General features: G+C 52.6%; 11 protein-coding genes. 10 read left to right on the forward strand and 1 reads right to left on the reverse strand.

From position 1 onward, the window contains the following. The first annotated feature begins 339 nt into the window (after nucleotides 1-339). From HMPREF9453_RS00580 to HMPREF9453_RS10980, 4 genes are all read left to right on the forward strand, one after another. On the forward strand, nucleotides 340-1284 hold the full coding sequence (locus tag HMPREF9453_RS00580; protein ID WP_008858609.1) for a D-2-hydroxyacid dehydrogenase: 945 nt from the start codon (nucleotides 340-342) through the stop codon (nucleotides 1282-1284). A 223-nt stretch (nucleotides 1285-1507) separates the two neighbouring features. Continuing rightward, nucleotides 1508-2842 (forward strand): divergent polysaccharide deacetylase family protein, encoded by a 1335-nt coding sequence (locus HMPREF9453_RS10975; protein ID WP_008858610.1) that lies wholly within the window; start codon nucleotides 1508-1510, stop codon nucleotides 2840-2842. A gap of 10 nt (nucleotides 2843-2852) precedes the next feature. Continuing rightward, nucleotides 2853-3578 (forward strand): SDR family NAD(P)-dependent oxidoreductase, encoded by a 726-nt coding sequence (locus tag HMPREF9453_RS00590; RefSeq protein WP_008858611.1) that lies wholly within the window; start codon nucleotides 2853-2855, stop codon nucleotides 3576-3578. 566 nt (nucleotides 3579-4144) lie between these two features. Further along, nucleotides 4145-5590, forward strand: coding sequence for a DUF697 domain-containing protein (locus HMPREF9453_RS10980; RefSeq protein WP_008858612.1), 1446 nt, complete (start codon nucleotides 4145-4147; stop codon nucleotides 5588-5590). Between the two features lie 270 nt (nucleotides 5591-5860). On the opposite strand, the gene rpmB is transcribed toward HMPREF9453_RS10980, so the two are convergent. Beyond that, nucleotides 5861-6052: a 50S ribosomal protein L28 gene (gene rpmB / locus HMPREF9453_RS11155; protein ID WP_008858613.1), complete on the reverse strand. Its 192-nt coding sequence runs from the start codon at nucleotides 6050-6052 to the stop codon at nucleotides 5861-5863. A gap of 172 nt (nucleotides 6053-6224) precedes the next feature. On the opposite strand from rpmB, the gene recG reads away from it, so the two are divergent. The 6 genes from recG (at nucleotide 6225) to HMPREF9453_RS00630 (ending at nucleotide 13249) form a co-directional block, all read left to right on the forward strand. Next, nucleotides 6225-8273 (forward strand): ATP-dependent DNA helicase RecG, encoded by a 2049-nt coding sequence (gene recG / locus HMPREF9453_RS00605; protein ID WP_040379401.1) that lies wholly within the window; start codon nucleotides 6225-6227, stop codon nucleotides 8271-8273. A 137-nt stretch (nucleotides 8274-8410) separates the two neighbouring features. Beyond that, nucleotides 8411-9868: an IMP dehydrogenase gene (gene guaB / locus HMPREF9453_RS00610; protein ID WP_008858615.1), complete on the forward strand. Its 1458-nt coding sequence runs from the start codon at nucleotides 8411-8413 to the stop codon at nucleotides 9866-9868. Further along, the gene (locus HMPREF9453_RS00615; RefSeq protein WP_008858616.1) at nucleotides 9865-10614 is read left to right on the forward strand and encodes a WecB/TagA/CpsF family glycosyltransferase; all 750 of its coding nucleotides are present in this window, start codon (nucleotides 9865-9867) and stop codon (nucleotides 10612-10614) included. Before guaB ends, HMPREF9453_RS00615 begins: the two co-directional genes overlap by 4 nt. Then, nucleotides 10614-11261, forward strand: a complete 648-nt coding sequence (locus tag HMPREF9453_RS00620) for a phosphatidylserine decarboxylase (protein ID WP_008858617.1) — start codon at nucleotides 10614-10616, stop codon at nucleotides 11259-11261. Before HMPREF9453_RS00615 ends, HMPREF9453_RS00620 begins: the two co-directional genes overlap by 1 nt. Next, complete coding sequence (pssA, locus tag HMPREF9453_RS00625) at nucleotides 11262-11990, forward strand: CDP-diacylglycerol--serine O-phosphatidyltransferase (RefSeq protein ID WP_008858618.1); 729 nt, start codon at nucleotides 11262-11264, stop codon at nucleotides 11988-11990. It begins immediately after the preceding gene. Next, on the forward strand, nucleotides 11990-13249 hold the full coding sequence (locus HMPREF9453_RS00630) for a glycosyltransferase family 2 protein (RefSeq protein ID WP_008858619.1): 1260 nt from the start codon (nucleotides 11990-11992) through the stop codon (nucleotides 13247-13249). The genes pssA and HMPREF9453_RS00630 overlap by 1 nt, the downstream gene beginning before the upstream one ends. Nucleotides 13250-13412: the final 163 nt, after the last annotated feature.

Below are 13412 nucleotides of genomic sequence, written 5' to 3' on the forward strand. Positions count from 1 at the left end.
ATCCTGCTATCCTCCGTCGCCTGCGGCGCTACTGTCGGGCATTAAGGTGCTCGCTTACTGTGCAGGCTATATATTTCGGCGAAGCCGACACCACCCTCTGAATCTTTTGAAACCTATGAACCCTATGAACCTTCACCCCGAAGGCGTGTCCAAGGGCGCAGCCCCGTCAACGTACATCCTTTCCCGCTGCTCGGGAATTTCCCCCAAGGGGAAACAGGAAGTAAGGCGGCCAGGGCACTCCGCCTTTGAGAGACTGCGAAAAGAATTTTCTGGCCCCCACAGTATGATATAATACAGAAAACAGGATTGCCATGATTTCAATGAAAGAGGTTGATTCCTATGAAACTGGTTGTGATTAACAAGTTATCCGATGAAAAAATCGATGCATTGAAAAAGGCGGTGCCCGGCTCCGTGGTGGAAGCCTACAAATCACCGAAGGAAGCCCTGCCCCATGTGGCAGACGCCGATGCCATTGCTCTCTGGGGATTCCAGGATGTGGAGCCCCTCCTGCAGGCAGCGCCCCATGTGCGCTGGGTTCATTCCCTGTCTGACGGGGTGGAAAAACTCCTCACTCCCAGTATGATGGAAAGGCCCATTATTCTCACCAATTCCCACGGTGTCCATGACCGGGCGGTATCGGAGCACACCATGGCCCTTCTTCTTTCCTGGTTCCGCCGCATCCCTGACGCCGTCCGCAGTCAGAGCGCCCATACCTGGTCCAGGCCCCACGGGGAATCCCTTTTCGGCAAGACCATCCTTATTGTAGGTTTCGGCAGCATTGGCAGGGCCATTGCCCAGCGGGCCAAGGTTTTTGAAACCCATATTCTGGCAGTGAAGAAACATCTGTCCCATGAAATGTTTGCAGACCATGTATACACCCAGGAAGAAATCATGGATGTCCTGCCCAAGGCAGACATCATCATCGCTGCTCTTCCTGCCACACCGGAAACGGATAAGTTCTTCGATGAGGAAAAATTCAAAGCCATGAAGAAATCGGCCCTTTTCATCAACATTGCCCGGGCCTCCGTGGTGGATGAACCGGCCCTGGTAAAGGCTCTTGAGGAAGGGAACATTGCCGGCGCCTGCATGGACGTTTTCTCCAAGGAACCGCTTCCTGAAGATCATCCCTTCTGGGACATGAAAAATGTGATCATGACCCCTCACATTGCCTCCATGGTACCGGATTTCTGGAATAAGCTCACCTTCCTTCTGGAAACCAATTTTATCGCCTTCAGCCGCGGCGAGAAGCTGCTGAATGAAGTGGATAAGAAAAAGGGTTACTGATGGCTATGTAAAAAGAGGACTGCCCGGGCAGTCCTTTTTTTATGGCTGTCCATGGTCAGTATTTTTTGCGTTTCAAAGTCCTTCCGCATAGCCTGCCTGCTGCAGCAGGCCATAACCCAGGGCGAAGCGGTGACTACTTTGAGGCTCTGAACCTTTTTCTCCCGTATGCTATAATATAGAAAATAAATTCGATGATTACTATTTCATACATGAGGAGAATACCATGGCAGGAAAAAAGCGGGTGCGGAGAACGAGAGCGGCAAAGAAGGGAGGCCATCCTTTTCTGGTGCTTCTCTTCTTTATAGCCCTTATTATGGGTTCTGCCTATATGACGGACCGCATGACCAATGCCCCTGATTCGGAGGTGGCCCAGAACGTTACCACTATTGGCCACCTGTTTAACGATAAGGAAATGCAGGGACTGGTGCCGAAAGAAGATCAGGGTACGCCGGAAAGCGTGAAAGAAAAAATCAAAGCCGCCATGGATAAGGTGGTGACGGTGCAGGTAAAGGCCGATGATGAAGAACCGGCGGGAAGCAGCGGAAGCAGTGTTTCCTCCAATGAAAAAAAGGACGGCAGCCAGACAATGGAAAAGGGGGAAAAGGCTTCCTTCAGTCTGCTTTCCATTGTGTCTAAAATTACAGGAAAAGAGGAAAGCTATGAAAACACAGCGGCCCCTTCTTCCCTGCAGGGAAAGCCAACGGAAGCGGCTTCCTCCGCTGTTTCATCTACCTCTTCATCCACTGTTTCTGTTTCCTCCTCTGCTCCTGCGGCCCCGGCAGCCGCTGCTCCTTCCGTGAAGAAGGATGCAGGACATACGAAGGCTCCTGCCAAACAGAATGCAGCTCCCCTGAAAGCTGCACCGGCAGCTTCGCCAAAGCCCAATACACCTTCAGCAGTAAAAGGAAAGCTGGCCGTGGTCATCGATGATGCAGGACGGGACCTGGCATCCCAGCATGTCTATGAATCCCTGGGCATTCCGCTGACTCTGGCCGTCATGCCGAACCAGGTGCACACCAGGGATGCTGCCCTGTCCTGGCATGCCCATGGCCTTCCTGTCATCCTTCACCAGCCTATGGAATCGGTTTCCGGTATCGGTATGGAATCCAAGGTTATCCTGACTTCCATGAACGATGAGGAAATCCGGGGCCTTCTGAAGAGCTCCCTTTCCCAGGTGCCGGAAGCGGTGGGCATCAATAATCACCAGGGTTCCAAGGCCACTACCGACCGTCATACCATGGAGGTGGTGATGAATGAGCTCCACCACCGCCATCTCTTCTTCTTCGACAGCCGCACCAATTCCACCACCGCTGCCGATGGAGCAGCGGCCTCTTACGGCGTGCCCTATGTAAGAAATGATCTTTTCGTAGATAATGAAGCCGACGTGGCGGCCATATCCGCCATGATCCGGGAAGCGGCCAAACGGGCGCAGAAATACGGCACCTACGTGATTATCGGACACTGCCGACCCAAGACGGCGGAAGCCTTCCGCCAGATGGTGCCCCAGCTGGAAAAAGAGGGCATCCAGTTCGTTTACGTTTCTTCTCTTGCCAAATAAGGAGAATTCCATGGTACAGACAGTTCTTATTTCCGGCGGCACTTCCGGCATCGGTCTTGCCACTGCCAAAATTCTGGCAGGTGAAGGCATTCGGCCCGTTCTTCTGGGAAGAAATGAAGAGCGGGGACAGAAGGCCCGGGAGCAGGTCAGGGGAAGCCTTTACGTTCCCTGCGACGTGACAGTTACAAAAGACTGCCAAAAGGCGGTGAAAGCGGCATCGGCCATTGGAAAAATCACGGGCCTTGTCCTTTCAGCCGGCATCTATGAAGAAAAACTGCTGGAAAATACGACTGATGAGGAAATGGAGCATTTCTTTGCTGTCAATGTTTTCGGCGCCATGAAACTGACCAGGGAGGCCATCCCTGCCATGAGAGGGGCGGCAGGCAGCATTGTGGCGGTGGCTTCTGACGCTGCTCTCCAGGGCAATGTGCAGTGCAGCCTCTACGGCGCCACCAAGGGCGCCCTGGTTTCCTTCATCCGCTCCCTGGCCCTGGAAATGGCAGTGGAAAACATCCGGGCCAACGTGGTGTGTCCCGGAGATGTGGATACCCCCCTTTTGGACAGGCAGCTTCGCGACTATGGCGGCAGCCGCAAAGAAATGGGGGACTGGTATCCCCTGATGCGCATTGGACGGCCGGAAGAAGTGGGAGAACTCATTGCCTTCCTTCTCTCACCGAAAGCTTCCTTCATCACCGGCGCCGCCATTCCGGTGGACGGCGGCCTTACAGACTGGTAAAAAGAAAAGAAGGTCTTTCCTCACCGGGAAAGACCTTCTTTTTTTGCTTTTATCTCCGAGACGCCATCCATTTACATCATGCCAAAAAGGCCTCACCGGAGAGGTGAAGCCTTTTTTGAAAAGGCACTTCTCATGAATGAAATGAAGAGGCCTCCTCCATCAGGGTTTTCATTTCGGGGGCCGAAGAGACTTTTCTGTTTTCAGTGCACTGAAGGGAAGCAGCCGGGCTCTTTACACCTCCTCCCTCCTGCTCCATGGATGGGCGCCTGCAGGATTTACAAGAAGGCTTTCGGCATTGGCTGTTTCTATATGCATAGTCAGGGAGAAGGGGAAAGGGTATCAGGGGAGAGAAATAGAAAGAGGAGTATAGCCGGTCAGGGAATATTTCATTTTAAAGGACAGGGACTGCCTGGCAGGTGCCTGTGAAATCAGAATTTCTATTGGTGCTTTTTATGTTTTTAGGTATAATAGAGATAAGTAATGGTTTGAAATCACCATACATCAGCCATTCTTTACACTGGCAGATTCATGGTTTACAGCCCGGATGTCCGGGCAGGGAGGTTTCTATGAGCGAAGAAAGAGATATGGAAAAGACACCGGTTGTTCGTCCTGAAGCAGCTCCTGAGGTGAAGGAAGCGGCTAAGCCGCCCATGGAAAAGGAGGAGACAGGCCTTCCGGCAGAAAAAGCGGAAGCCGGACTTCCTGCCGAGAAGGAACCGGCAGGCCTGCCGGCGGAGAAGGAAAAAGGAGAGGTACCGGCAGCTGCGGAGGAAGCAGAAGAAGTCCATGTGGATTCTCCGGAGCCTGATATGGAAATCAATATCATTGATGACCGGGATAAGGAAGCGGAAGGGCTCATCCGCTGGGCTGCGGGCCGGGCCGGAGTCATTGTGGCGGCTCCCCTTCTGGGTACCGCTGCCCTGGTGGCCAATGAGGTGTACATGATTTCTAAAATTGGGACGGTCTATGGCGTGGAACTGAACCAGAAGGCGGTATTGTCCTTTATCGGCTCCCTGGGGGCTACGGTGGTGGGATCCACGCTGGCCACGCTGATTCCTATTTCCTTTATGCAGATCCCCATCGGCGTTTCTGTGACCTACGGTATCGGCAAGGCAGCCCAGCGCTGGATCAAGGACGGCATGCCCGATGATACGAAACCCTATCGTGCCGTTTTTGAAGAAGAAAAGGCGGAAGGGGAAAAGGATGTAAAGGAACTGGAGGAGAATCCGAAGAAGGATGAACCTCTGGGTGATGAGAAGAAGGATTTCACAGCCGAACTGAAGAAGAACTGGAATGACGTATATCCGGAAAAGGCTCATGAAGCAGTAGACAAGCTGGCCCGCCAGCTCACCGAGTCTGCCGGCATGCTGGGAAATAAGCTGGTAGATGCGCTGAAGAAGGCCGGCGTCACTGACGAGCAGATCGAAAAAGCCAAGTACACCGCCCTCGGTGCATCGGAAGTGGCCCAGGAAACGGCGGAAAAAACGGCGCGGGATCTGCAGGCCATTGCCCGCATCAAGTCCAGGGAGTTCAGAAAAGATGCAGCCCGCCGGGCTGATGAAATGAAGGCCCAGGCCCGGGTGCAGATGGATGAGTTCCAGAAGAAGACGGAGGAAATGAAGCGGCAGTCTGAAATCCAGTCCCAGCAGATGAAACTGAAGTCGGACAAGCTGAAGGCCCAGGCCCGGGTACAGATGCAGGAGGCCAGAATCCAGGCAAACAAGCTGAAAATCCAGGCCCAGGAGCAGGCGGAAACGGCCCAGGCCAAAGCCCAGGAGATTTCTGATAAGGTCATGGAATCGGCAGGCCGGTATCGGGATGCTGCTGTGGAAGCGGCCACTCAGGCAAAGGCAGATATGATGAGCGCCGCTGAGGAGTATCGGGCAAAGATTGAGGAAAGGGCCCGCCAGAAACAGGCCGAAGCGGCAGAAAGGGATGGAAAAAGCGTTGAAGGTGCTGGAAAAGCTGAAGAAACTGCTTCTTCCCCTGACGAAAAAATTAAAAGCGAATAACCGGGAAGTGAAAGGGGACCTGTCTGATCTTCATAAGGAAAAGGTGGGACCTGTCACGAGAAACGTGGTATCTCCCTGGGGCAGAAGGCGGATAGGCCACCGGCGGTCCAATCACCCCTGGGTCAAAGGAAGGTAAGAGAAAGGAGCGGTGAAATCACAGGTTCAATGATTTCACCGCTCCTTTTATTTATATACCATATATGCCTTTCCGATGACGGAAAAGAGACCATGCAAAAAAGCCGGCTTTGGCCGGCTGAAAATGCAAAGAAATCAGATGTCTCTGTTTACTTTATGAGAACGAAGGCAACGAGTGCAGACATTCATTCTCTTGACCTGTCCGTCTACCAGTACGCGAACTCTCTGGATATTCGGTTTCCAGGTTCTCTTTGTTTTCAGATGGGAATGGGATACGTTGAATCCCGTAGCGGTTTTCTTGCCGCAAACTTCACAATAGTTAGCCATGTGCTACACCTCCTTGCACTTCCGCAATTGCAACATTCATAATATATCACAATTGCTTTTTTTAAGCAAGTCTTTTACGTAATCAATTTTCAGGAATATAATAAATAGAGACATTGCTGTTTTGTCCCGGGCACACTTTTTTCCGGGTTCTGTTTTCGGAAAGGTTTTCCTCATGCATTTATCAGATTCCGTACAATATATTAAGGGCGTAGGGCCCAGTATGAAGGAAAAGCTGGCGCGGCTGGGCATAGCCACGGTGGAAGATCTGATTTCCTTCTATCCCCGGCGCTACCAGGACTGGACCAAAATCACAAAAATGGAGGAGCTTCGTCCCGATGATGAGGCTGTCATTTACGGCAGGGTGGCGGATATGCGGATGCTTACGCCAAGGCGGGGCATGAGCATACTGAATGTGCTTTTGGTAGACGGAACCGGCGCCGTGACCCTGGTGTATTTCAACCAGCCCTGGAAAGGGGAAACTTTCCGGAAGGACACCCATGTGCTGGCCTATGGCCGGATTGAGTACAACTACGGTAAGCTCCAGATTTCCAATGCAGAAATCGAAATCGTAACGCCGGAGGAGCTTTCTTCTTTTCAGAAGCTGGTACCGGTGTATCCTTTAACCGAAGGCATACGCATTGGGAAGATGAGGGATATGATTTCTATTGCTCTGGACCAGGTGGAGGATATGGATGAAAACCTGCCGCCGGACACTTTGAAAAGGGAGCATCTCATGGGCCGGCTGGAGGCAGCCCGGGCCATGCACAATCCGAAAAACTGGGAGGAGCAGAAGGAGGCCCGGCGCCGTACGGCCTTCGAGGAGCTCTTCTTCATGCAGGCAGGCATCCTGCTCCTTCGGAAGAAGCGGGAGAGCCATGTGATGAGCATCAAGTGCGCGCCGTCGGGAAAGCTGGTGCGGTCGGTGCTTGATAATTTCCCCTTTCATCTGACTGCCGGGCAGCAGCAGGCCTTTTCGGATATTGAGGACGACATGGAGGGACTCATCCCTATGCAGCGCCTCATCCAGGGAGACGTGGGCAGCGGCAAAACCGCCGTGGCGGCGCTGGCACTGGCGAAAATCGTGGAGAACGGATACCAGGGAGCGCTGATGGCGCCTACGGAAGTGCTGGCAGGACAGCATTACAGGACCTTCCAGGAGTTTTATAAGGGACTTCCCATCCATGTGGCTTATTTGTCAGGCCAGACGAAGACGAAGGAAAGAAATGAAATCCTGAAGGGGCTGAAGAATGGGTCCATTGATGTGCTCATCGGCACCCATGCCCTCATTGAGGAGGATGTGGTGTTTGCCCATCTGGGACTGGTCATTACGGACGAACAGCACCGGTTCGGCGTGAAGCAGAGAAAGGCCCTGGAAACGAAGGGAGGCTATCCCCATATCCTGGTGATGACGGCTACGCCCATTCCCCGGACCATGGCTCTTTCCATTTACGGGGATCTGGACCTCTCCTCCATCCGGGGCATGCCGCCGGGACGGCATCCGGTGAAGACCTATGCCATCGGCAGCGCTCTGCTTCAGCGGGTATTCAATTTCATGGGAAGGGAAATGACTGCCGGCCATCAGGTGTATGTGGTGTGTCCGCTGGTAGAAAAGAGCGAGAAGCAGGATCTGGCCTCTGCGGTGGCGGTGTATGAACAGCTGAAGGAAAAGGTGTTTCCCATGTTTCAGGTGGGCCTGGTGCACGGCCGCATGAAGAATGCGGAAAAGGACCGGGTCATGACTGATTTCCATGACGGAAAAATCAATCTTCTGGTGGCCACGTCGGTCATCGAAGTGGGGGTGAATGTGCCCAATGCCACCATCATGTTCGTCTATGGGGCGGACCGGTTCGGCCTTTCCCAGCTCCATCAGCTCCGGGGCCGGGTAGGAAGGGGCAGTGCCCAGTCCTACTGCATCCTCTATTCCGACAACCAGAATGAAATCACCCGGCTCCGCATGAAACTGATGTGTGAAATCCAGGACGGCTTCCTCCTTTCCGAAAAGGATCTCCTCCTGCGGGGCTCCGGCGAATTTTTCGGTTACCACCAGCATGGCATGCCGGACCTGAAGGCGGCGGATATTGTGAAGGATCTGCCTCTTCTGGAAAGGGCGAGGAAGGAGGCAAAGCGGGCGGTAGATGGCGGCGCTGATTTCAGGGATGAGCTTTCCCATCGCTTCGGCGGGGCCTTCTTCAAGAAACTGTATGAAGAGGATGGAAAGTAAAGGACCGCAAACCTTTCCCCTTTGCAATTCCTGTTTTCCTGTACCTTTTATTTATGTTATAATGATTAAATTAATGGATTCAAAATCATATACCTGAAGTGAAAGAGGAAATCTGATTTCAAGAAACGGAGGCTATGATGAGAGCAGATAAGTTTGGCAAGAGAGGGCTTACTTTTGATGATGTACTTCTGATTCCGGCCCATTCCACGGTACTTCCCCGGGATGTGGACGTAAGCACGAAGCTCACAAGACATATCCGGCTGAACATCCCCATTATGAGTGCCGGTATGGATACGGTAACGGAAGCGGAAATGGCCATTGCCATGGCTCGTGAAGGCGGTATCGGCGTCATCCATAAGAATATGAGCATCGACGAGCAGGCCCGGGAAGTGAAGCTGGTCAAGCGTTCCGAACACGGCGTCATTGTGGATCCTATTTACCTGGCTCCGGACAATACCCTGGCTGATGCGGACGAACTGATGAATAAATACCATATTTCCGGCGTTCCCATTACGGAAGAGGGAAAGCTGGTAGGCATCATTACTAACAGGGATATGCGTTTTGAGACGGACCTTTCCCGCCCAATCAGTGACATCATGACTCATGACGGTCTGGTGACAGCTCCGGAAAATACCACCATTGATGAAGCCAAGGAAATCCTGAAGGCCCACCGCATCGAAAAACTGCCGCTGGTGGATAAAGAGGGATACCTGAAGGGCCTCATCACCATCAGGGATATCGAAAAGATGAAGAAATATCCCAATGCCGTGAAGGATGAGGACGGACGCCTTCTGGCAGCCGCAGCCATCGGTGTGACACCGGATGTGGAAGACCGGGTGGAAGCACTCCTTGCTGCCAAAGCAGATGTGCTCGTGATTGATACGGCCCATGGCCACAGCGAAGGGGTGCTTGAAACTATCCGCCGCCTCCGCAGAGATTTCCCCCATCTGGAACTGATTGCAGGCAATGTGGCAACCTATGAAGCCACCAAAGCGTTGATTGAAGCCGGCGTAGATGCGGTGAAGGTAGGCATCGGCCCCGGATCCATCTGCACTACCCGTGTAGTTGCCGGTATCGGTGTGCCCCAGATTACTGCTGTTTATGACTGCGCAAGGGCGGCTGAAGGCACAGGGGTACCCATCATTGCCGACGGCGGCATCCAGTATTCCGGCGATATTGCCAAAGCCCTTGGCGCCGGCGCTTCCTCTGTCATGCTGGGGAACCTCCTGGCCGGCACCGACGAAAGCCCGGGAGAAACCATCATTTATCAGGGTAAGAAATACAAGGCTTACCGCGGCATGGGCTCTCTGGGAGCCATGCAGGCCGGAAGCAAGGACCGCTATTTCCAGCAGAATGCGAAGAAACTGGTGCCGGAAGGCATTGAAGGACAGATCCCCTACAAGGGCCATGTGTCCGATGTGCTTTTCCAGCTCATCGGCGGTCTCCGTGCGTCCATGGGCTACTGCGGTACGCCGGATATCAAAACCATGAACGAGGAAACCCAGTTTATTGAAATCACCGGCGCCGGCCTCCGTGAAAGCCATCCTCATGATGTAAGCATTACGAAGGAAGCACCGAATTACAGTACGAAATGAAGGATATAACGTTGACATCCCATGTAGTCATGGATATCCGCATCCATGCGGTGACCATGAAAGAAGCACTGGCCTTTGCGGAAAAGAGAATCATGGAAGGGAAGCCTTCCATGATTGCCACGGCCAATGCAGAAATGATTATGATTGCGCAAAAGGACCCTGAGCTGGCCCGCATACTGAACGGCGCAGATCTTGTGGTTCCTGACGGCGCCGGCGTACTCTGGGCCGGCGAAAAGCTGGGCACCCCCTTCCCGGAACGGGTGACCGGGGCGGATTTGACTACAGAGCTTTTGAAAAAGGCCTCGGCCATGAACTGGCCGGTCTATTTTCTGGGGGGAAATCCGGGGGTAGCTGCCAAAGCAGCCAGAAAATTCATGGAAGACCACGGAAGTTTTTCCCTGGTAGGCTGCCATGACGGCTATTTCAATGAAGAAGAAGAAAAGAAAATTATCGAAGATATTAAAAAAAGCGGGGCAAAGCTGCTTTTTGCCGGCCTTGGCGTGCCAAAGCAGGAAAAGTGGCTCTATGCCCACAAGGAGGAATTGGGCGTTCTTTCTATGGGAATCGGCGGTGTATTTGACGTCATGAGCGGCAACCTGAAGAGGGCGCCTCTCTGGATGCAGAGAAACCGTCTGGAATGGGCTTACCGCCTGTACCTGCAGCCCAGCCGCATCGGCCGCATGATGGCTCTGCCGAAGTTCATGCGGGCTGTAGGGAAATGGAAAAAAGAACGCAGGAGTCAGTGATGCTGAAAAAACCTATCATATTACAGGAAGGCTATCCCTTCATGGCGGTGACTTTCCTTCTCGGAGTTCTATTCTGTTATCTGAAATGGTATTACGCAGCAGTGATACCGTTCGTACTTTGTCTGTATTTTACTTATTTTTTCCGGTGCCCGCCGCGGAACGGGAAAATCGTCCCCGGTGATGATACCCTGGTGTCCCCGGCAGACGGCACGGTGGTGGATGTGTCCCATGATGTGGAGGAAGATACGTTCCTTGGGGAAAAATGTCACAGGATTACCATTTTCCTCTCCATTTTTGATGTCCACTGCAACCGCAGCCCCATGGCAGGTGAAATCAAGTACCAGTCCTATACCCAGGGCCGGTTCCTTCCTGCTTACAAGGAAGGGGTAGGTTTTGAAAATGAACGGGGTGCCATTGGTATTACAGGAAAGAAGCGGTCCATCCTGGTCATCCTCATTGCCGGCATCCTGGCAAGGCGGGTGGTTTCCTGGAAGAACCTGGGAGACAAGCTCACCAAGGGAGAACTGTACGGAATGATTAAGTTCGGCTCCTGCACGGAGCTCTACATTCCCGGTGACTGCGAAATCTGTGTAAAAAAAGGCGATAAGGTCAAAGGCGGTCTGACTGTCGTAGGGAGGCTGAAGTAAGTGAGTAAATCTTGGATTGCAAATGCCGTCACAGCAACAAATGCATTATTTGGCGGTCTGTCGATTATGATGTCCATTGAGGGCAATTTCAAAACGGCAGCTGTATTCATTCTTATCGCCATGGTGGCGGATGCTCTTGACGGAAGAGTGGCCCGGGCCCTCCATACGGCAGGCCCCATGGGCGTGGAACTGGATTCCCTGTCCGATGACATTTCCTTCGGCATCGCCGCCGGCGCTCTCATGTATGCCTACCAGCTGCATGAACTGGGACCGGTGGGATTCATTCCCTGTGCCCTTCTGGGGACCTTCTGTGCCTTCCGTCTGGCCCGGTTCAATGTGAAGGTCACCAGTGTGCACGGCTATTTTGAAGGATTGCCCTGCCCGACGACCGGTGTCATTGTGGCAGCTTATGTACTTTCGGGCATTAAGATCTGGAACTGGCTGGCCGTGCTGTGCGTACTTCTTCTGGCCTTCCTCATGGTCAGTGAAATCCACTATCCCGACAACAAAGGGGCCAGCGCCGATCAGCTTCATCTGCCGGCTCTTCTGATCTGCTTTGCCTTCTTCATTATCTGCACCATTTTCTACTGGCCTGTATGGGCAGCAGCTCTCTGCGCCGGCTATATCATGTTTGGCATGATGAATACCTTCCTGAACCGCAGAAAGGCAAAACGGAAAGCAAAGAGAACCAGGAAAACTGCCGGAGAAAACGGCGAAGGGAAAGAATAATGACTTACATACTCGATATAATCATGATCCCCGTACAGCTGATCGTGGCGTTTTTTACCATTTACTATACGGTCATTGCTGTATGCGGCATGTGGCATCGAAAAGAAAAAAATCTGGCACCTCCAAAGAGCAAATTTGCCGTGGTGATACCGGCCCATAATGAAGAAATGGTGCTGGCAGACCTTCTGGAAAACCTGAAAATGCTGAAATACCCCAAAGAGCTCTACGATGTGTATGTGATTGCAGATAACTGCACCGACCATACCGCCGATATTGCCCGCGCCCACGGAGCCCACGTCTTTGAACGGACCAACAGGGAGCTGGTGGGCAAGGGGTATGCCATGGATTGGGTATTCCCAAAGATTTTCGCCCTGAACAAAGGCTATGATGCTTTCTGCGTCTTCGACTCTGATAACCTGGTCCATCTGGATTTCCTGGCGGTTATGAACAACCGCCTTCTGAAGGGCCAGAAGGTGCTGCAGGGCTATTTGTCCGCCAAGAACCCCACGGATACCTGGGTATCCGGCACCTTTGCCATTGCCTTCTGGACCATCAACCATCTGTGGCATCTGGGCAAGTATAATCTGGGCCTGTCCTCCTGCCTCGGCGGTACAGGCATGTGCATTGCGGCGGATATTGTGAAGAAATACGGCTGGGGCTGCGACTGCCTCACTGAGGATATGGAATTTTCCATGAAATGCCTGTCCCATGGCATCCGTACCTGCTGGGTTCATGATGCCATTATTTATGATGAGAAACCGCTGGGCTTCATGGCTTCCTGCCGCCAGAGAAAGCGGTGGGCCCAGGGCCAGTTCGACTGCTCTGAACGATACATTCCCATCCTTTTCAGAGAAGGCATCAAAAGGCACAGCATTGTCATCCTGGATGGCATCATGCAGCTTTTGCAGAACTATTTCCTTCTGCTCTCCACCTTCTACCTCATCATGACATATATCAATATGTTCTATCCCTGCTTCACGGTGATTTTGTACAACGATGTGCTGGTGCCCCGTCAGTTCTGGGCGGTGCTTGGCTTCATCCAGTCCGTGGTGCCCCTCATCGTGCTGCTGCAGATCGAAGTGCCTCTGAAGATTTATCTTTACTGGCTCATTTATCCTGTATTCATGTATTCCTGGATTCCTGTCACCATCCTGGGCTGGAAGGACCGCCACAAGAAGGGCTGGGTCCATACCATCCATACAAGAAGCATGCATTTTGAGCAGGCCAAGCTCACCAGAAAGAAAGAAATCGATCAGTAAAACAGCGGTGAAGAAATGTTCCTCATTTCTTCACCTTTTTTTTTGCCGCTTTACCGGGGCTTATGGGTCGGAAATGTTAAATTCTTCGTAAAAATCTTTGAATCATATCATGGGCCCTGTATAATGAAGGAAGCAGACGATTCATGGCGGTCATGAATCATCA

Origin of the sequence: Dialister succinatiphilus YIT 11850 (genome assembly GCF_000242435.1) — a bacterium.
In the GTDB taxonomy this organism is placed as follows: domain Bacteria; phylum Bacillota; class Negativicutes; order Veillonellales; family Dialisteraceae; genus Dialister; species Dialister succinatiphilus.

Coding starts and splice junctions, on each gene's coding strand:
- guaB (WP_008858615.1), top strand. CDS start 8,411: ATGAGAGCAGATAAGTTTGGCAAGAGAGGGCTTACTTTTGATGATGTA.
- HMPREF9453_RS00580 (WP_008858609.1), top strand. CDS start 340: ATGAAACTGGTTGTGATTAACAAGTTATCCGATGAAAAAATCGATGCA.
- HMPREF9453_RS00620 (WP_008858617.1), top strand. CDS start 10,614: ATGCTGAAAAAACCTATCATATTACAGGAAGGCTATCCCTTCATGGCG.
- HMPREF9453_RS00590 (WP_008858611.1), top strand. CDS start 2,853: ATGGTACAGACAGTTCTTATTTCCGGCGGCACTTCCGGCATCGGTCTT.
- HMPREF9453_RS00615 (WP_008858616.1), top strand. CDS start 9,865: ATGAAGGATATAACGTTGACATCCCATGTAGTCATGGATATCCGCATC.
- rpmB (WP_008858613.1), bottom strand. CDS start 6,052: ATGGCTAACTATTGTGAAGTTTGCGGCAAGAAAACCGCTACGGGATTC.
- recG (WP_040379401.1), top strand. CDS start 6,225: ATGCATTTATCAGATTCCGTACAATATATTAAGGGCGTAGGGCCCAGT.
- HMPREF9453_RS10980 (WP_008858612.1), top strand. CDS start 4,145: ATGAGCGAAGAAAGAGATATGGAAAAGACACCGGTTGTTCGTCCTGAA.
- HMPREF9453_RS10975 (WP_008858610.1), top strand. CDS start 1,508: ATGGCAGGAAAAAAGCGGGTGCGGAGAACGAGAGCGGCAAAGAAGGGA.
- HMPREF9453_RS00630 (WP_008858619.1), top strand. CDS start 11,990: ATGACTTACATACTCGATATAATCATGATCCCCGTACAGCTGATCGTG.